Annotated in this window: 16 protein-coding genes and 2 pseudogenes; 9 read left to right on the top strand and 9 right to left on the bottom strand. The window is 54.9% G+C overall.

Going from position 1 to position 19,415, the window contains the following annotated elements; genetic code table 11:
- The first annotated feature begins 186 nt into the window (after positions 1–186).
- The 6 genes from BN1936_RS04340 (at position 187) to BN1936_RS04365 (ending at position 6,108) form a co-directional block, all read left to right on the top strand.
- Positions 187–2,532 (top strand): molybdopterin-dependent oxidoreductase, encoded by a 2,346-nt coding sequence (locus tag BN1936_RS04340; protein WP_187367750.1) that lies wholly within the window; start codon positions 187–189, stop codon positions 2,530–2,532.
- A gap of 208 nt (positions 2,533–2,740) precedes the next feature.
- Positions 2,741–3,205 (top strand): DUF805 domain-containing protein, encoded by a 465-nt coding sequence (locus BN1936_RS04345; RefSeq protein ID WP_022443799.1) that lies wholly within the window; start codon positions 2,741–2,743, stop codon positions 3,203–3,205.
- A gap of 147 nt (positions 3,206–3,352) precedes the next feature.
- Positions 3,353–4,153, top strand: coding sequence for an aldo/keto reductase (locus tag BN1936_RS04350; RefSeq protein ID WP_022443798.1), 801 nt, complete (start codon positions 3,353–3,355; stop codon positions 4,151–4,153).
- 397 nt (positions 4,154–4,550) lie between these two features.
- A complete protein-coding gene (locus BN1936_RS04355) occupies positions 4,551–5,042 on the top strand; it encodes an SDR family NAD(P)-dependent oxidoreductase (protein WP_022443797.1) in 492 nt (163 codons plus the stop codon).
- The gene (locus BN1936_RS04360; protein WP_022443796.1) at positions 5,036–5,260 is read left to right on the top strand and encodes a hypothetical protein; all 225 of its coding nucleotides are present in this window, start codon (positions 5,036–5,038) and stop codon (positions 5,258–5,260) included. Before BN1936_RS04355 ends, BN1936_RS04360 begins: the two co-directional genes overlap by 7 nt.
- 38 nt (positions 5,261–5,298) lie before the next feature.
- Positions 5,299–6,108, top strand: coding sequence for an AraC family transcriptional regulator (locus tag BN1936_RS04365; protein WP_049686738.1), 810 nt, complete (start codon positions 5,299–5,301; stop codon positions 6,106–6,108).
- A gap of 69 nt (positions 6,109–6,177) precedes the next feature.
- On the opposite strand, the gene BN1936_RS04370 is transcribed toward BN1936_RS04365, so the two are convergent.
- The 6 genes from BN1936_RS04370 to BN1936_RS11900 all read right to left on the bottom strand — a co-directional run bounded on the left by BN1936_RS04370 (position 6,178) and on the right by BN1936_RS11900 (position 11,747).
- Positions 6,178–7,149: an energy transducer TonB gene (locus BN1936_RS04370; RefSeq protein WP_082164459.1), complete on the bottom strand. Its 972-nt coding sequence runs from the start codon at positions 7,147–7,149 to the stop codon at positions 6,178–6,180.
- Positions 7,150–7,162: 13 nt separating this feature from the next.
- Positions 7,163–7,573 carry an ExbD/TolR family protein gene (locus BN1936_RS04375; RefSeq protein WP_022443793.1) on the bottom strand — a complete coding sequence of 137 codons (411 nt, stop codon included), beginning with the start codon at positions 7,571–7,573 and terminating at the stop codon, positions 7,163–7,165.
- Positions 7,574–7,599: 26 nt separating this feature from the next.
- A complete protein-coding gene (locus BN1936_RS04380) occupies positions 7,600–8,325 on the bottom strand; it encodes a MotA/TolQ/ExbB proton channel family protein (protein ID WP_049686740.1) in 726 nt (241 codons plus the stop codon).
- A gap of 100 nt (positions 8,326–8,425) precedes the next feature.
- Entirely contained in the window at positions 8,426–10,624 is a 2,199-nt protein-coding gene (locus BN1936_RS04385; RefSeq protein WP_049686741.1) for a TonB-dependent receptor, read from the bottom strand.
- 412 nt (positions 10,625–11,036) lie between these two features.
- Entirely contained in the window at positions 11,037–11,429 is a 393-nt protein-coding gene (locus tag BN1936_RS11455) for a surface-adhesin E family protein (RefSeq protein ID WP_148521176.1), read from the bottom strand.
- Positions 11,430–11,456: 27 nt separating this feature from the next.
- Positions 11,457–11,747, bottom strand: a complete 291-nt coding sequence (locus tag BN1936_RS11900; RefSeq protein WP_049686742.1) for a surface-adhesin E family protein — start codon at positions 11,745–11,747, stop codon at positions 11,457–11,459.
- 694 nt (positions 11,748–12,441) lie between these two features.
- On the opposite strand from BN1936_RS11900, the gene BN1936_RS04395 reads away from it, so the two are divergent.
- From BN1936_RS04395 to BN1936_RS04405, 3 genes are read left to right on the top strand one after another with little or no spacing between them, the layout of a single operon-like run.
- Positions 12,442–14,943: an McrB family protein gene (locus BN1936_RS04395; protein ID WP_049686743.1), complete on the top strand. Its 2,502-nt coding sequence runs from the start codon at positions 12,442–12,444 to the stop codon at positions 14,941–14,943.
- Positions 14,943–16,451: a nuclease domain-containing protein gene (locus BN1936_RS04400; protein WP_049686744.1), complete on the top strand. Its 1,509-nt coding sequence runs from the start codon at positions 14,943–14,945 to the stop codon at positions 16,449–16,451. The genes BN1936_RS04395 and BN1936_RS04400 overlap by 1 nt, the downstream gene beginning before the upstream one ends.
- A gap of 48 nt (positions 16,452–16,499) precedes the next feature.
- Positions 16,500–16,946 carry a hypothetical protein gene (locus BN1936_RS04405; RefSeq protein ID WP_022444676.1) on the top strand — a complete coding sequence of 149 codons (447 nt, stop codon included), beginning with the start codon at positions 16,500–16,502 and terminating at the stop codon, positions 16,944–16,946.
- A 231-nt stretch (positions 16,947–17,177) separates the two neighbouring features.
- On the opposite strand, the pseudogene BN1936_RS11905 reads toward BN1936_RS04405, so the two are convergent.
- The 3 genes and pseudogenes from BN1936_RS11905 to BN1936_RS11570 form a co-directional block, all read right to left on the bottom strand.
- A pseudogene (locus BN1936_RS11905) lies at positions 17,178–18,624 on the bottom strand (RNA-guided endonuclease InsQ/TnpB family protein); the annotation flags it as partial.
- Between the two features lie 193 nt (positions 18,625–18,817).
- Positions 18,818–19,111: pseudogene (locus BN1936_RS11565) on the bottom strand (recombinase family protein); the annotation flags it as partial.
- The gene (locus tag BN1936_RS11570) at positions 19,042–19,377 is read right to left on the bottom strand and encodes a helix-turn-helix domain-containing protein (RefSeq protein ID WP_022444673.1); all 336 of its coding nucleotides are present in this window, start codon (positions 19,375–19,377) and stop codon (positions 19,042–19,044) included. The pseudogene BN1936_RS11565 and the gene BN1936_RS11570, both read right to left, overlap by 70 nt.
- Between the last annotated feature and the right edge of the window lie 38 nt (positions 19,378–19,415).

A 19,415-nucleotide genomic window follows, 5' to 3' on the forward strand; every position in this document is an offset into this window, starting at 1 on the left:
CCCATAAAGAGCGCTTTCCTTCTTCCCTATGGGATAAATGAATAGCGGGTAATACCTCAGGAGTCCCGTATTCAGGGCGTTTGCTCCCCCTTTTGAGGGTCAGGTTTCCGTTCGCTCAAGGGTAAAATTTCTTCTTACCGCGATTCATTTATTGACTGGTTTTTTCGTTTCTCCCACTTTACTCAGATGACACTTCCAACACCTGATCACCTCACCACCGCGAGCCACTGGGGCGTATTCCGCGCCGCCGTCGATGACGGCCGAATTACGCTCACGCCCGCTGCCGGTGATTACTTCCCGAGTCCGAATGTCCGCGCGATTGAGGCCCAGCCCTATATGAAGAGCCGGGTGCTGCATCCGATGGTGCGGAAGTCGTTCCTCGAGAAGAAACCCGGGAACGCGGCGCTCCGCGGCCGGGATGAGTGGGTGCAGGTGGATTGGGAGACGGCGCTTGATTTGGCAGCTGACTCGATCAACCACGTCTACGACACCTATGGGCCGTCCGCGGTTTTCGGGCAATCCTACGGCTGGAAGTCTTCTGGCGCCATTCAGTCCGCGGTGACGCTCGTCCGCCGGCTGCTCGCGTGCCGCGGCGGGTACGTGAAGGGAGAGAACAACTACTCGAACGGCGCGATGCGGAAAATTCTGCCTTACGTGATTGGAAGCGCGTACCAGAAGCCGCAGAGTTTTGAGCGGGTGCTCGAGTCCGCCGAGCGGATCGTTTTCTGGAGCGCGGATCCCGCGATCACGAACGACATCGACTGGTTCGCATCGACGCACGGCACAAGCCCCTACTACAACGCGCTCATCAACCACCCGCGGATCCGCACGGTGTGCATTAACCCCGTGAAACCGCTCACCGCGGAAAAGCTTGGCTCCGCCTGGGTGCCGGTGCGTCCGGGAACGGACACCGCTCTGATGCTCGGGATCATCTACGCGCTTGAAGAAGCGAACCTCGCGGATCACGAGTTCCTGAAAACCCACACCGAAGGCTGGGAAGGATTCCTCGCTTACGTCATGGGGCACGAGGACGGGTGCCCCAAGTCCCCTTCCTGGACCGCTGACATCTCCGGAGTTCCGGAAGCCACGATCCGCGCGCTCGCCGAAGACCTGGGCACCCACCGCACAACACTCATCACCGGCTGGGGCGCGCAGCGCGCGGAGTTTGGTGAGCAGTTCCACTGGATGGCGTTTACGCTCGCGGCGTTCTTAGGCCAGATCGGACTCCCGGGCGGCGGCATTCAGACGGAGTACCACACGGGTTCAGCCGGTGACCTCGCGACCGCGGGGCCTTATATCCCGAATCTCCCGGTCCCGAAAGTGCCGGCGATTCCCCCGTCTCACCCCGATCAGGGAAGCCGCGTGATCCCGATCGCGCGTTTCGTTGACTGTATTGAGCATCCGGGGAAGGTGATCGACTTTAATGGCGAAAAGATCACGTACCCCACGATCCGGCTTCTCCTCTGGGGCGGCGGCAATCCGTTTACGCACCAGCCGGACACGATGCGGCTCGAACGCGCGTGGCGCTCTGAGCAGCTCGAAGCAACGATCGTGATCGAGACGCACTGGACCGCGACCGCAAAGCACGCCGATATCGTGCTCCCGGCGACCACGGTTTACGAGCGGAACGATATTTCAGGTGCCGGAGAACAGGCACGCAATATGGTGGTCGCGATGCATCAGCTCGTTCCCCCGCAGGGTGAGTGCCGGGATGACTACTGGATCGGGTCAGAGCTCGCCCGCCGGATCGGCGTTTTTGACGCCTTTACGGAAGGGAAGACGCTCGAAGACTGGATCCGCGCGACGTACGAAAAGGCCGCGAAAACGGCTGAGCTGTCGCTTGACACGGTGCCGACGTTTGACGAATTCTGGCGATCCGGGATCCTAAGATTTGAGCCGACCGAATCCGGCCGCCGGTTTGTGGATTTTGAAGACTTCCGGAACGACCCCGTCGGGCATCCGCTTCAGACCCCGTCCGGAAAAATTGAGATCTGGTCGAAAAAGATTGAGTCCTACGGGTACACGGACTGCCTCCCGCACCCGGCGTACTTTGAGCCGTCTGAAGGCTTTGCCCGGGCGACGAAAGAGTTTCCGCTTGCCCTTGTCGCCCCGAAGAGCGTGAAGCGGCTTCACTCGCAGCTTGATGAATACGCGAACCGGGAGCCGGACGGCACCCAGCTTCGTGAGCCGCTTACGATCACGAGGAAAGACGCGGAGCCGCGCGGCATTGAGACCGGTGATGTGGTTCTGGTAAAGAGCCGCCGGGGCGCGGCGCTCGCCCGCGCGGTCGTCGAGAACACGGTGATCCCGGGAGCTGTCGTGCTGCATCACGGCGCGTGGTTTGATCCGGCGGTGCTGGACGGGAAAGAAATCGACGTCCATGGGAACCCGAACAGCCTCACGCAGGATATCCCGACATCGTCGCTCGCCTGCGGAAACGTCGCGTCTACCGCCAATGTGGAAGTTACCAAATGGGTAGGACCGATCCCTGATATCCGGGCGTTCACGCCGCCTTCGGCTGCCGCGAAGTAATCTCCCGCGGCACGAGGTGGGACGGCGCTTCAGCTCGCTTTACACGTTTTGACAACAATGCCTTCAGAGTTTTTCTTCTGAAGGCATTTTCGCAATTATTGAATACGAAAATATTATACATAGTGGGTATAAACGCATTTTTGTGATTAATTGGTGACAAATTAGCCTACAATGAAGTTATAAAACCTTCACACAGAGGAGGTGCGAAATGATCTTGCCACGCTGTTTCGACTTTCGTGACCGGCTTAACCGCAAGGGTTACTGGCACTGGTACGTCTTTTCGCTCCTCGTGATCGGAATCGGGGCTGTCATCGCCATCATGATTGGTCTCCTTGGCTTTGGCACTCCCGAGCTCCGGCTTAACCTCATCCTCAGCTGCAACCTGGTGACTGCGCTCATGGTGCTCGCGATCCAGGTGCCGATCACGGTGCAGCGGCTGCATGACATTGGGAAGAGCGGCTGGTACGCGCTCGTCTATCTCGTTTTCATCGGCATGGTGGTGTACGACCTGCTTCACCCGTTCCCCACCTTCCTCACGGTTCTTGTCCCGTTCACCTTTGTTGTCCTGATTGGCTTTGTGCCGTCTGAACCCCGGAAGAACCGCTACGGGAACTATGTGCCGGAAGAGGATAAGTTTTCGGAATCCGAACAGAGTGAGGGTTTCCGGATCTGAGTGTTCAGTTTTGCAGTGGTTTCATTGTTGGTCTCTCTAGACTCACTTTTATAGATTCTGTTAACTCCTGGCAGAATCTATTTTTTTATCATGAGAGAGGCAAAAGCCGCGGCCGAAAGCGGTTGAAACAATCAAGAGGTGCGTGAGATGGAAGACTTTGTGGTGCTGAATAACGGCGTCCGGATGCCCCGCGTAGGGCTCGGCGTCTACGCGATCCCGGTAAATCAGACAAAGGACGCGGTGCTCACCGCCCTCTCGCTTGGTTACCGCCATATCGATACGGCGCAGCTCTATAAGAATGAGGCTGAGGTCGGCGAAGCGGTCCGGGCGTCCGGTATCCCGAGAAATGAGATCTTTGTCACCACGAAACTCTGGGGCGCGCGGGATTATGAGGACGCGAAGCGATCGATTGCCCGCTCCCAGCGGGCGCTCGGGATCGGCGTGATCGACCTGCTTCTGATTCATTGGCCGGGAGAAGATAACCTCGGGGTCTATAGGGCGCTTGAAGAGGCCTATCAAGCGGGCGACGTTCGGGCGATCGGGATCTCAAACTTTGTCGAAAACCTCTTCCCCTCGTTCATCAAGCAGGTGGACGTGGTGCCCGCGGTGGATCAGGTTGAGGCGCATGTCTTCTGTCAGCAGAAGGGGCTCCGGAAAATGATGGCGGAGGCCGGTGTTGTCCCTGAAGCCTGGTCGCCGCTCGGATCAGGAGAGCACAAGATCTTCGGTAACCCCGTTCTGGAATCAACAGCGAAGAAGCATCAGAAGTCGGTCGCCCAGGTCGCGCTCCGGTTCCTCGTGCAGTCAGGCTTTGTGATCATTCCGCGAACCACCAAAGCAAAACACATGCAGGAGAACCTCGACGTGCTCACGTTTACGCTCGATCCGGACGACATGAAGAGGATTGAATCGCTCGACAACGCGAAGAGCCTCTTTGGCTGGTGGTAAAAGCCTTTCATACGCCGAAAACCAGCCGTTTTACTTTATAGATTTTATTGAGATCCTGATAGATTCTGATAGGAACTATCAGGATCTATTAGTTACTGATAAGCAATCTTTCCACCTGGAAAGCCCCCTATCCCATTCCTAATCCGATTCTGAGCCTGTCACAAACATCAGTTTGAGCTTCTCAGCAACATCACGTTCTAAACTGCTCACTAGCATGAAGAACAGATCTACAGGAAGAGAAAAAACGGTAATACGGCGCAATGTCGGCTTAATCACGTAGCATCATCGGTTTTAAAATCATTCCGATTGATATCGGTGATCGTCTGAATTGAACCTTTCAGCAACAAAACGGCCGCCCATTCCTTCCTCGTCACAAAACATTGGTTTGGAGATACTCATGACTGAAAAGATTGCTGTCATCATTGGCGCGGGTCCTGGACTGGGTCTCAGCCTCGGGAAGGTGTTTGGAAAGAACGGCTTCACGCCGGTTCTTGTGAGCCGGAGCGAAGAGAAGCTTGGGAAACTTGTTTCCGATCTGAAAGAACTCGGGATCGACGCCTTCACGGAAACCGCGGATGCGTCTGATACGGCCTCTCTCAAAAAAGCAATGGCGTCCATCAAAGCCGCTCACGGCGCGCCGACCGTCATGATCTACAACGCAGCGAATACGAGTCCTGAAGCTGGTTGGGGAGTTGACACCGAGGAGCTGGTCCAGCACTTCAGACTCGATGTCGCGGGCGCCTGGACGGTGTGCCGCGATCTGATCGAGGATCCTGAGTTTCTTCAGAACAAGAGTGCCCTTCTCTTCACGGGCGGCGGCTTTGGAATTCACCCCTTCCCCGCTTTTGGCGCCATGAGCCTCACGAAGGCCGCGCTTCGCTCATGCTGAATGAGGCGGTCGCCCCGAAGGGGATTTATGCCGGCACCGTCACGATCAACGGTCCCATCGGCATGAATGACTTCTTCAGCGCCGACCGCATCGCAGAAGCGTTTTATGAGCTTTACGAGAAGCGGACCGAATGCGAAAAGGTGTACGAATACCCCGAACTCGTCGGTTTCAAAGGCACGGCCTCTGAATATTGGTCCCGCGTGTTCCCGGCGTCCTGAGAACCCGAGTCTCACTGAAACGGTTAGGAGCGCCCCTGATGAATAACGCAATGGAACTGATTCGTTACTCAGACATCATCCTGAGCTGCTTTATTCCGGGGCAGATGCTCACTGAATCCCGGATCGCGTCTCACGCGCTCGTCTTTGTGCGATCGGGCGTCATGGAAGCGGAGTCTGCCGGCCGGACAATCACCATGCCATCGGGCGGCTTTGTGTTTCTGAAGCGCGATCACGCGGTTCGCATCCGGAAGCAAAGCGACGGTGCCCGCCCCTACAGCGCGGTAAGCATCCTTCTTCAGAGAAACTTTCTCCGGGATTCCTTCCGGACCCTGAACCCGAAAACACTCCCTCGCACGGCGAAACGGTTTGAGGAAGCGGTGATTCCGCTTCAGAGCGAACCTGCGCTCGAGAGCCTCTTCGCGTCGCTCCTTCCCTACACCGATGCCCGGGTGAAACCGCTCGCGGAATGGATTGAATTAAAAGAACGGGAAGCGCTTCTCTGCCTCCTCACGATGAGCCCGAGGTTCTATCCGACGCTATTCGATTTCAGCAGTCCCTGGAAGATTGATCTCCTCGCCTTTATGGAAGCGAATTTCAGGGAGGATCTGACGCTCGAAGAATTCGCGTCCTACACCGGCCGGAGTCTCGCGACCTTTAAGCGTGACTTCGCGAAGATAAGTCCGCTGACTCCTGAGAAGTGGCTCCTCGCGGAGGACCACCGGAAGGTCTCTGACGTGTACCTCGAAGCCGGCTTCCGGAACCGCTCGCACTTCTCAACCACTTTCCGGAAAAGATACGGCGTGACGCCAGCGGAAGCGGGGCGGGAGCCAGAATCGGTGTCTTTCTGACTCTTAATACTTTCTATTAGATACTGATAGATACTGATAGATACGCATAGTAACTATCAGGATCTATTTTTATGGCCGGAAGATAATCGCCTTCTCAAAAGTCACCTTGACGGGGACTCCGAGCCGCTTGATCGGCCGGAACTTCATCGCCCGGATCGCCTTCAGCGCGGCCTGCTCAAAGTCGAGCGGCGGGATATCAGAGGTCATCACTTTTGACCGGATGACGTCCCCCTTCTCATCCACCACAAACCGCACACGGACACAGATCGATATGCTGTAGCCCGCCACACGGGCCCGCCTCGGATAAACCGGATGGGCGTCATTCAGGATCACGATGTCGAGCTTCCCCTTCCCCGTAATCCGATAGGTGCCGTCACCGTTATCCGCGAACGCGGCGTCCCCGCCTCCTCCCGCGAGGCTCTTCAATTGATTGCCGGATCCCGCGAGCGTGGTTTTTCCGTTGCCCGTGCCGATTGCCGCGCCGAGATGGGCGGAGGATTTTCCCTCTCCTGCCGCAGTGCCGGAGGCGGAACCTGGCGTCTGCGAGGAAGACTTCGCTACTGACGGTTTCGCGGGCGTCGCAACGGCCGCGGTGTCCGCTGGTTTCGGTGCCGCCTTCATGGGTTCCGGAGCGGGAACCGGAGACGGCGCGGGCTCAGGCTTTGGAGCCGGCGTGGGCTTTGCCGGAGTGACCGCTTTCGGAACCGGAACGGTGTGTTCCGGCGCAGGCGCTTTCTTCACCGCTTCACTCCCCTTCTTCGGTTCAGTCACTGACTTCCCGTCATTCGTCCCGGACGCAACGCCTTTCGCGATGTGATTCTCGGTGTCCGAAGCCCAGCCGCCAGGTCCGAGATCAATCTGGAGCGCCTGATTCCCGGCGGACTCCGTTTTCTGAAGCGGAGAAACCGTGAGAATGGCAGCGATCCCCGCGAGAATCCCGACGTGAATCAATGCGCTCGCGGCGAGGCTCTTTCCTGCCCCTTTCGGCGACGCGTCCTCAATCAGACTTGGGGTCGGTGAAGCAGATAAAAACCGTTTCATCGGTTTATCCCCCTTACCGGCCGTTTTTCGCGACAACCGTGAGACGGTCAACCCCCGCGGCGCGCACCGTATCCATCACCTGCACCATGCGGCCGACGTCAAGCGTCCGATCCGGCATCAGTACGACGACCGGCGCTTTCCCATCCTCGGTTTTCCGGGCTTCGAGCGCGGGTCCCAGCGATTCGATCGAGGTCGGTTGATCCTCAATAAAGATCGATCCATCCGCCTTGATCGCGACCGGGACTGACTTCGTCCGGTCGACACTCGCGGTCGCGGCGGTCGGTAGCTTCACCGGGATTGTCTTCTGCGTCACCATGTTCAGCATCGACATCATGAAGAAGACAAGGAGGAAAAAGATGATGTCGATCATGGGGATGATCATGAGCGTCGGTGTCTGGCTCGTTTTGTGATCCTGAAGTTTCATCGCGGAACCTTCTATTCACTGATGCTTCAGGAAGAAAACGCGCCGGACGCGGTCTGCGCGGCCGTGATCCGGGACGCCTGGCTGATCGGGCTCTGAATGTCCGCCGTCGCCGGCTGCGAAGCAGGCTCAGCCGGAACTTCAGAGGCTTCCCCTTTCTTCCGGGAGACGAGATAGAGCCCCGCGCCTCGCTCAAGCTCTCCGACGAGACGCTCAGCCCGCTGATTCAGGCACGCCCAGCAGATCAGGGCGAGGATCGCGACAAAGAGCCCGAAGGCCGTCGCGGTCAGCGCTTCCGCCACGCCGCCCGTGATGGCGAAAGGTTCGCCGTTCGCGACATTCAGCACGTCAAACGACCGGATCATACCGAGCACCGTTCCGAGAAGCCCCATAAGAGGCGCGAGCGTCACGATGACGGAGAGAATCCCGAGATTTGCCTTGAGAGAAGCCGCGCGGTGCTGCCCCTCCATTTCAAGCCACGACGCCATATCGTCGATATGACGCTCATGCGCGATCGCCTTCAGAATCAGGTCGCCCGTGAGCCCGCCGGCGTTCGCCGCGATCTTCTCCGCCTCAAAGAGTTTCCCTTCATGGAGGGGCTTCGAGAGGTGGGACGCGAGAAGCGTCATATCGGTTTTCGACTTCCGGTACATACGGGCGCGCTCCACCGTGATCGCGACCGCGATGATGGACGCCGCGAGCAGCGGATACATCATGAAGCCGCCCGCCTGGAAGAGATGCAGAAATTCGTTCATGGTTATTTCCTTCCCTGAAAGACCGCCGCCCCGGCGGGATCGTTGTAACCCGGCCCGGGGCTTTGGCCATTCCGTCTCTCGCGAGAGACGCTTTTTCTTTTCAGTACGTCGCCTTCATGCCGACAAAGAACTGCCGCTCAGCGCCCGGCACCACGGTTGAGTAGTAGCCGTTTCCGGAGCCGTAGTCGTAGTACTTGGTGTTAAAGAGATTCGTGACACCGGCGTACACCGAGAGGTGACGGTTCGGGTGGTAGCGGACCGAGAAGTTCGTGAGGTCGTGGCCCTTGAAGAAGCCCTGATCCTGCTCGTCGCTTGTCCGCGTGAAGTTCGTGTAACGGCCCTGCTTGATGTGCTGCAATTCAAGCGTCAGGTCGTCACGCACATCCCACATCGCCCGGAGAATGAGCTTATGCTTCGGCACCTTCTGAAGGCCCTTGCTCGTGTAGTCGTTGTCCTCTCCCAGACGCTCGCAGGCCGACGCGCTCGCGCATCGGGTGCGGCCCTTGAGATAGGCGTACGTTTCCTCAAACGTGAAGGGACCGACCTTCTGGCTGAAGGAGATATCAGCGCCCCAGCGACGGGTATCAAGGAGATTGACGCTCAGGTAATTGAGACCGTATTCGCCCCGCTGGTAATTACGGGCGATCTGATCGTCAGTTGACGAGTACCACAGCGTGACGCTCGACGTGGTCCACTTGAAGGCGTCGCGCCAGCCGATCTCGTACATGTTGTGAACTTCGTCATTCACGCTCGACTCTTTGATAAGCCGGGTGCCGTCCGCCTGGCGGATGGTGTCCGCGATCTCAATTCCGTCCGGCGTTGTGTAGCCGCGTTCATACCGCCCGTAGAATCGGCCCGTGTCACTGTAGTGATAGGCACCTGAAAGCTCAAGCGCGGTGTTCCAGCGGCGGGATGTATCGGTGCCGTTTTCGCTTGTCGCCTTGCCGGTCTTCGAGAACCACCAGCGGGTGAGTTCCTCGCGGATGCCCTGGTTAAATTCCCACTTCCCGTACTTGATCGTGTTGAGGAGGTAAAGACCGTAGATGTCCTTCTGGTAATCGAACGACATCGGAACCGCGCGGTACTTCGTCCCTTTGATCCGCTCGTAGTCGTTGTAGTCCAGGTTCGCTTCCTGACGGATCGCGTCGAGACCGAAGAGCAGCTCGCCCCAGTTCGCGTATTTCCAGTTGAGCTTTGAACGGATCCCGTAGCCATCGTGATCCATCGTGCGCTCGGAATCGTTGTTTCCCTGATAGTTCCCGGTGTTATAGAAGACATCGTGACTCATCTGCCACTTGTCACTCAGGTTCGCGCTGTAGGAGAGGCTGATCGTGTCGAGATCGCGGTTGCCGTAGATGTAGCCGGAGTCCATGCGGTAGAGGCGGTTTCCTTCGGAATCGACACCCGACACCACTTTCCGGGGGCTCGGACGGTAGTCCGTACCGTAGGCCTTGAGCTTATAGCGGGAAACGTTATTCAGATACTCGCTTCGTTCTTCGAGGCGGCTCGCGCGGAGAATCACGCGCTGATTCGGCGTGAAGTTCCAGCGAAGGCCGGCGCTGTAGTACTTGGAGTTCCGGAATGTGTCGACGAACTCCAGATCGCGGTTCAGTTTGCTCCCCGTGAATTCCACAGCACCCCGCCCGTCTGCGAACGTCGTGCCGGCGGTCGCGCCCGCGCGGTACCCCTTCGAATTCCACTCGCCGTAGATCGAGGTTTCAGGGTTATTCATGGAATTCAGCGAACTCGTGAGATTCACGATGCCGCCCGAAGCTCCGGAGCCGTACATCACGGAGCCGCCGCCCGGAATGATGTCGATGCGTTCAAGCTGCTCCACCGGAATGACGTCGTAATTCGTCTGCATCGGGTGGCTTACGAGCGTCGTGATCGGAGCGCCGTCAAGCAGCACCTGGATATTCCGCGCCGCCTGATCCGAGCCCTGGCCACGGATATCAATCTGACCCTGACCCGTCGCGTTGACTGAGATCGACGGGATCTTGGAGAGCACGTCACTCACCGTGCGGTTTCCCTGCTCTTGGATCTGCTCTTTATTCACGACGATGATTTCTTTCGTGTTCCGGAGACGCTCAATCTCGATGTATTCGGGAGAGACCACGGTGTCCGCGAGTTCCACGGTGCCCGTGTCAGAGGCTTTGAGTTCCGCTTCGGGAAGCACGGAACCGGAAGCCGTGACGCTGGAATTTTCAGCCGGTTCAGACGCCGTGTCAGCGGCAAACGCGGGACCGGAAACGCAGAAGAGCGCGCTCGACAGAGCCGCGGCGAGAAGTGTTTTCTTCATCTAAGGACAAATGCTTAAAAAAAGTGAATGAGCGTGATAATAATTATCATTTACATTTTTAGCAAGAAAAAAACACTCTCTTAACGTTTGGACTCTCAAAAAGGGGGAAAGCGGCCGGCAGGATGAGCGTGGAGAAAGAGACAAAGAACCCCGCTCGCCAAGGGCTGGAGCGGGGTTCTGAGAAGCGGAAGACAAATTGTGGGCAGCGTTTCTAATCGACGCGCGAGGCGTTACTCAGTTAACGGGCATACGGCCTGCTCGATAAAAACGCCGCGTGGAGAAGTCAACAGTCCCTCTGATCACCTTGTGACAAATCCGGGAGACGCAGAACGGAGCCCGGTAAGTCTGATCGTGAAATATTAATTTTAAAAATTAAAAATCCTGATCAATTCAATTAATATTCAAGGCTATTTTATTCAGCGTAAGCGCATACCACTTGCATCGCAGTATCTCCGCGGGAGCCGGGAATAACTGAATTCCATTGCAGGTTACGGGCATTGTCAGTCTCTACCGCTTCACCTTTCCCCATACTGCCCGAATAATAGGTACTTTGCGCTTTCGCGTTTGCCTGATTCACACAGTCAAAAACTTCCAATCGAACAACAGACTTAACTTTCTTATGATCTTGGGAAATCAAGGGCTGTTTTAAGTCGTAAAGAATCCAGGCTTCATAAAAATTACCCGCTGGCCGTATTGATTCAATATTAATATACGATTTCACAACTGCTGATTTATCAACGTTATACCAGGCACAATAAGCGTTTGTGGACAGGAAACAAAGAACAGCAAAAATTAATTTTTTCATAATATTTAAATAAATATTAGTAAGATATTATTTTAATTTCTGGCACAAAGCTTCCTCAAAGTCCGTCGGATTCGATTGAAGACTTTGCCATTCCGCCTTTTGTGTGGAGCCCATGAGCAGATCACCCTGTCCAAAAAACTTAGGATAGACCAGAGCTATGATCCATCTGTTTCTTTTGTTTCGGCAATCAAGCTCGACCAGATCGACTCTTGAAAATATTTTTTGTTTATCCCGTACATTTGAGAGTTCCCATAGTCTGTATGTCTGACTCTGAGGACTGAATCTCAGATTTTCTGAGATTGACATAAAGACCTTCATTTCCCTTGCCGGCAATTTTTTCCCAGGCACAATAGGCGTTACTGGAAACAATTCCTAATAGCGTCACCAGAATAATATTTCTTATCGGATGCATACCAATACTCAAATATAAAATGTCTTAAATTTTGGGGACTGCAAGAACCTGTGTTACCAGCCATGACCTGATTCCCAATGCTGAGTCGGAGATCTGATGGCAACAGACCATGATTTGACTTTACAAATTTTATAACTTAAATCGACTACCGGAATTACTTTATTCAAAATTTACGATATAAGGCAAATAACGAAAATATACTAAATAGTTATTCCGATTTCTGTCTGAGAATATTTATCAGATTCCGTTTTCCCCTTTTATTTTCAAGAAAATTCCAATCGTATCGTCTTAACTCGGGAGAGGGGGTAAATGTTAAGGAGAGAATTCTTCATCTGCCTAGGGTCAAAATTATGTGTCAGCGTGTTGCAAAACAGTACGAACACAGGCATTATTTCCCTTCTGACTGGCACCAAAAGCTTTGATATCGGTGATGCCAGCCGCGTTACCTGCATGCGTTTCATCGTCTGACCTCTGACACATTGGACCGACCGTCCGACTCTCCGCCATTCAGTTGATGAGATTCACTTCTGATATGCAGGAACAACTCTCTGATTATTAAGAAAACCGTTCCCGAAATAGATTAAAGGCAGAGTTCCGGCCATGATGACACAGCGCGAAAGAGACAACATTCTGATTCATCTGCTTAAACGGTGGAACGCTACCCCGGATCAGTTTTTCTGGGGAACGCTGGTGAATCTTCCGGGAAGAACCCCGTCGATAACCGTCATCGATTACCTTCATGATCCGCATCAGAGCTACGACCCATCGAATCCCGCAGCGGATCAGCTCCTGCTCCCAAAAGATATCGCTGAACAGTATCGGTTCTTCTATAAACCGCTCGAACCGATACAGTATCTCAGAATCGACGACCCGCAGCTTTGCTGGCGATTCTCGTTTGGTTCCAAAGTGCGGTTTCATGTGACGCTCAAAAACCTTTCCGGCTCAACGCTGCTCTATCTCAAAGCAACTGACCTTGAGTACATCACGGTCAACATGAAAATCGAAGCCGTTCAGCCGAAGACGCAGACGATTACGCATAAGGTTTATTCCTCTCCGATCTCCTCTGTTCAGTCCGCGATTCTGCGTAAGCAGCCGCACAGCTCCCACTCGCCTTCCGAAAACGCCTATGCCAAACCCTTTGGCAACTACGGTATCCGCCAGGAGCTGCTGAAAGAATTCAACCGGAAGGAGGCTGAGGAAAAGAAGGAACAGGCAAAGCTCTCTTCCGCGCCGAAATCCGCCGCGCCAGTTACCTCGACAAAACCTGAGGAAAAGCCTTCCAGAGATGAAGGCACAATCACCGTTAAAAAGGGATGGAAGAAAGAACGGAACCAGCACGTTGAACACATCACACCGACCGTTCATACGCGCCCGGAAGAACAGCCTCTCCCTACGGGTCCGAAGCCTGAGGAGGTCAAGGTTTCCCCTGCCGTTCATAAGGAACTGCCTGAACCCCAGGAACTGCCGCCGGAAGACCCTGACACTGAAGATGAAACGCCTGAGGTCTCTGACACTGATTCAGAAGAAGAGACGTCTGACGAGTCTCTCACTGACTCCACAGCATCAGAATCCGCTGAAGAGCCTGAGATCGAAGAGGATGATTCAGATTTCGCGGAGAATCCTGAAAGCGAATCGGAGCCTGCCGAAGAGGCTGCTGACGATGAGAATTCCGATTCATCTGAGGAGGACGCGTCTGATCGCGAAGTACGGGACATTCTGACCAAGGAGCAGATGCTCGAAGCTCTTGCTTCAATGGGGTTCTATTCCGACCCGGACGCGCCGGACGAAGAGACTGACGAAGAACTCTCTGATCACGGCGAACTGATTGAAGGCGAAAAAGCCTGGGACGCTGAAATCCGGCGTATTGAAGGCTTTATCGCTGAACGCGGCGGGTTATACCCGAAGAAACTCATTGAGACCTTCACGGCCCTCATGCTGACGCACGACATGGTGGTGCTTGGCGGCCGCTCCGGTACCGGCAAAACGAGTTTCTGCCAGCGTTACGCCGAGGCGATCGGGGCGGACGTCACGATCGTTCCTGTGAAACCGAACTGGATGAGCACGGAGGATCTTCTCGGGTACTTCAATCCGGTGAACGGCACCTATGTGTCGACCCTCTTCCGTGACGCTCTCCTCCAGGCCGCGGCACATCCGGAAAAGATGCATCTCGTTGTGCTCGACGAAATGAACATCGCTATCCCTGAGCACTACTTCGCGGATTTCCTCAGCCGCCTTGAAGACCGAACGGTTCCGGAACCTGAAATCGTGCTTCCCGGGATTCCGAAGAACAAGGATCCGGCTCCCCGCAAAGCGCAGTACGCGGTCTGCAAAGTGATCCTCTCGTTCCTAGGCGACAAGGGTTCTGATGTCACACTCCAGGATATGCTCGGGGACCCCGATTACCGAGGGCTTCTCGCCAGCGCTCTGAAGGAATTCGGCGAAGCGCCGCTTCTCACGAAGCTCGTTGAAATCGCGAAAGGTGCCGCGGATGACGGGAAATCCGGCCAAATGCTTAAGATTCCACAGAATGTCCGCTTCATCGGCACAATCAATGTGGATGAGACAACGAACTCGTTCTCACCGAAGGTGCTTGACCGAGTTCATGTCCTGAAGATGGACGACGACCCGTTCGCGATGAAGGATGATGAGCGATGCTCCGGCACTGGGGACGCAAAGTGGCTTGATCCCGCGTCCTTCGGCATCCGGGGACCGTATGAAGATCTCGACAGCGCGGCGATGCGGGATCCGATCATCCAGAAGCTGATTGGGCTCCGGGAGTACACGAACCCTCTCAATATCGACCTCAGCATGCGTCTCATCAAGCAGGCGCTGCATCTGAAGAACTCGATGACGAAGGTGGGACTTGATCCGAACGGCGTGATCAGCGCCGTGATCCGCTCGAAGATTCTCCCCCGCATGGTGTTTGACGCGGATTCGGGATCTTCCCGCGGCTACCCCGGCACGAAGGGCGAAGCGCTTCAGAAGTTCCACGCGTACCTTGAGAAATCGGTTCTCGATGACCGGCAGTGCAACGAAGAGGCATCTGACCTGCTGAAACAAAGCCGGAACGGTGATAATCAGGTCAACTACTGGGCGCTCTGATGTTCCACGCGTGCTACATCCGTTTTGTCAGACGGGAAAACAACGCTCCCCGGTTTACGGAAAAAATCGGCTCGTTTGAGACAGAACTCGTCGTGACCGCGTTTAATCGGAACGAGTACGGGTCTATCATTCTTCCGGCCTTCCGCTCCGATAATCCGGCCGCATCCCCGGTTCCGCTCGAGAATACGAGCGAGACCTGGGACTCGTTTACGGATTGGGATGGAAACCGCTGGTGGTTCCTCTCCTGCTTCTACACGGACAGGAACCGTCAGACAGGAGAGACCGAGACGCTCCGCAGCTCCGCGATCTATAACTCGGTCGGGTTCCTCCCGGTCGCGTGGACTGACGGCTCGGAATTTGTCCTTCACGTGGAATGCGAGCCCTTTGATCAGGCGTCGCTTGACCGGATGCTCCGTGACTTCCCGGACGGGCTCTATGAGATCATTCTCGCGGGAGAAAATCCCCTCACCGCGTCCGCTGCCGTGAGCGCAGACTCCAGCGGCTCACCGAAAGAAGGCAGCCTCTATCAGTTTGAATCTCTCGTCGATCTGGTGAACTCCATCGAATCCGTGATGGCGTCGCTCCGGTCGAAAATCGGTCTCCGGGAAGATCTCCTTCCCGCGCGGCGTTCCCGGCAGTCCTCCGCCACGCTGATCCGGAAATACCTCAACCCCAACGCCCGGACGCTTCTCTCCCGCGAGCTTCATCACGACTGGAACAGCGGCGTGAATCAGTTCGTGCATTCTGTCGTCGAACGGACGCTCGAATTCGTGGAACTCGTGCTCGATCAGCCGCAGTCCGTGAAGGATCGGTACTTTGATCACGATGACACCGAGACGCTGAAACTCATGCGGGAGAAGCTCCGCCGGAGCCGCGACCGCCTGATCAAGCTCGGAATCGGGACTGAAGCGCTGAACTTCAATATGGTGGTGTTCCAGCAGGACACGAAGTATTCGCACCTCTACCGAGCCCAGAAAGCGTTCTTCTCGAACCGCGTCGGCTTTGAATCCGTGGAAAGTCTCCACTACGCGTCCCAGCATTCGCGCCACTTCAGAATCACGCGCCTCGCGGAACTCTACGAACGCTGGGTACTCGTGACGCTCGTCCGGGTTCTGCAGACCCGGTTCAAGCTGACGCTGCCGACCGGCTGGGTGAGCGACTTTATCCGCAAGGTGATCCGGGACGAACATAACATCCGTCTCGAATTCACGCATCCTTCCTGGCACTATCGGATCCGTCTTACCTACGAGTACGAGCTCCCAAAACAAGGGACACAGCGTTACGCCTTCCGCCCGGACTTTGTGCTTGAGCTGATCGATGAGTCGCGGCTTGAAAAACGTTTCCCGAAACTCATTCTCGACGCCAAATTCCGCACGGTCTTTAACGCCGCGGACTGCCGGCAGCTGCTTGAGGAACTCGCGTACCGCAAGGACTACCTGCAGGAAGCGCAGAAGACCTCCGACACTCCCTATATTCCGCCGCGGGGCCGGTCTGAATTTATGGAGTAGGCAGCCGCCCGCTTAGCGCGTGACCGTCAGATAACCGACGGCCGCAACATGCTCTTCCTCGTCAACCCAACACCTGAAAGCGAGCGCCCAAGCTACTTTGGTCTCATGGATCACGGCCGGGGCTGGGTGCACGCGTTCGCGGACTTCGGAACCCTTCCCCGGAATAACGGGCTCGCGAAAGCGGTGCTCGAGTGGCTTCAGGCGCTGGAGCACGACTACGAGGCGGATTTCTCTCACCCCGATGAGCTCCTCTGTCCGGTCTGCGGCGCGAGCGGCGATCATCTGGTGCTCAGAGCTTCCGATTTCGATCATGACGGGCACCCGATCGAATGGAACATTCTTTACTGCAAGGACTGCGGGAACGTCGTGCGTCGGAAGCTCACATGCCAGTGCTGCGGCCGGACCTCGCTCTTCGGGAACGCGCTGAAGTCTGACTACTACCGGCGTCGGGAAGGGAAGCTCGTCTGCCCCGAATGCGGCGAAACCGTGGAATAACGGCGTAAACCGATTAATAGTTTCTGATAGATCCTGATAGTTCCTATCAGGATCTATTCGTATCTATCAGGTCTTAACCGAGAAGGTGTCTTTCTATTAAGAGAGGACAGCGGCTCTACTCTATAGGCATATAAAAAACCTGAGCTCGAAGCCCAGGCATGAAAGATCTCTGTCCTAGCTATACAGAGAAAAAGAAAAAGAGGGATGTCGGATATCGCTGCCAGACATCCGTTACTGAGCCTCTGAACAAACCTGTACATTAACAGTTTGCTTAGAGACTACCTCTGCGCCAAAACTGCCGGGCAGAGAATTCCATTGGCTTCCCCAGTCATCACTTCCGACACCATAATAAAATGCCTTACTGTTTTCTCCAGGGTCGGTAGCATCATTTCCGGCCAATGTCTTCCGACATGTCTGCATCGTGGATTGGCATCCCCGCCTCTCCGCAGTGGCCTTCAGCCGGGACGGATCCTCACCGGCGGGGCTTACATCCGGGTAACTCTCGGACGTGACAGCATTCCTTTTCTGATTGCTTACCGCGACGCTGCCGCTGTCAGAGCAGCTGTCCTTTTTATCAACTCTATCTATGTAATTACAAAGATTAATAGCTGCATTCACATCCCTGTCAACGATAATCCTGCCGCAATGCGGGCAGACCCAAAGCCGTTGCTTGAGTTTCAGATCTTTGTTCCTTAATCCGCAGAATCTGCACATCTTTGAGCTCGGGAACCAGCGGCTCGCGATGACGAGCCTCCCGCCCCGCAGCTTCATTTTGTATTCCATCTGACGTCTGAATTCACGGAATCCCATATCGGAAATGGCGCACGCAAGGTGATGATTCCTCATCATGCCTTTAACGCTCAGATCCTGAATGCAGACCTCTGAATAGTTGGCAGTCAGAAATGCCGTGAGTTTATGGATGGCATCAAGTCGGATATCGCTGACTTTCTTATGCAGCCGGGCAATCTTAATTCGAAGCTTCGCACGATTCCGGCTGTTTTTTTTCAGTACGGGAAAATTTTCGCTGAAGCTTCGCAAGCTTCTTACTGTATTTTTTCAGCGGCTTCGGGCCTTCGAAGACGAGACCGTTTGAGAGCGTGGCAAAATTCAGAACTCCCAGATCCACCCCAATGCGGCCATGGTTTTTAGCCGGACTGAGATGATCGAGATCATGGAGTTCAAGCGTAATGCTCACGTACCAACCGTCTGCCTGTCGCGAGATAGTCGCCCAAAGCAGTTTGGCGCCCCTGAATCGCAGACGCTCATGCATACGTACCCACCCAACATGGGGAACGTGGATGCGATTGTTCTCAACTTTGAATTGCCAGTTATCCAGACGGAAGCTGTCCTTCGAAGAGCCCTTCTTTTTGAAATTCGGATATTTGAAGTCGTCAGGATTGTCAAAAAAGTGCTCAAAAGCCATCCCAAGATCAGTCAGCGCGTACTGCGGAGCGCACTTGGTCACCTTCTTCATCCAGAAGAACTTCTCTCCCTCCTTTTTCAGCTGTGTCAGCTGTTTCTTTATATCTTTGATTTTCGGAGGGCTGGAACGCAGCCCGTTTTTGTACTCCTCATACTGTTTTTTCCATTGCCCCAGTCCCCAGTTGAAGACAAGACGAGCAGTGCCGCTGGCACGGGCGAAATATTCCGCCTGCTCCTTCGTAGGATCCAGTTTTGTTCTGAATGCGAGATACCAGCAAAGCTCGTTGTCTGACATAGGAAAAGTAACTGTAAATAGGTTATTAAAATAATACTTATACGCGGCTAAAAAACAAGCCCCGCTGCACAGTCACATTCTCTGCCGGTCTTTAAGTGAGTTTCAGGCGGATAATATTTTGTTACATATAAACGGAAGCTCGACGCTATTTCGATTAGCTGCGTTTCCCATAGAGCCGGGCGGAAAACACAGTCATCAGTGTTATCACGTCTTTGACGAGTTCAGTCTCAAAAAGTTCCTCCGCTAACTCATCCAGAACAACAACAGAGGTTTTCACCCAACGGCAAAGGATATAGATCAGTTCCGTGCCAAACCGAAGCAGCCTGTCGTCATGGGTCAGCACCAAAGTTCGGATTTGTCCGCCAAGAAGCAGTCTCATCAGCTTTCTGAGTCCTGGCTTTTTGCAATTAAGCCCGCTTCCAAGATCCATGATGACTTCATCACATCCATATCCCCGGAGTCTTTCCGCCTGAGTCTGAAGATCGCTTTTCTGATCATGACTTGAACACGGGCGTAACCCACAGTTTTCCGGCCTCTCTCTTCACCCGGGAGGAGGTGTCGATAATCTTCTTCGCGAAACCGCCTGTGATTACCCACTGTTCGGAGATATTCCTTCAGTTTGCCTTCTCTGCACCATCGACGGACGGTACCCGCTGTCACCCCGAAGATCTCTGCAACCTGTCCAACTGACATCAGATTCTTTCTCTCCTTCATGGCAGATCTCCTTTACGAAAGGTCTGTTTTCAGGATAA

Origin of the sequence: Dakarella massiliensis (assembly GCF_001182045.1) — a bacterium.
Classification (GTDB): domain Bacteria; phylum Pseudomonadota; class Gammaproteobacteria; order Burkholderiales; family Burkholderiaceae_F; genus Mesosutterella; species Mesosutterella massiliensis.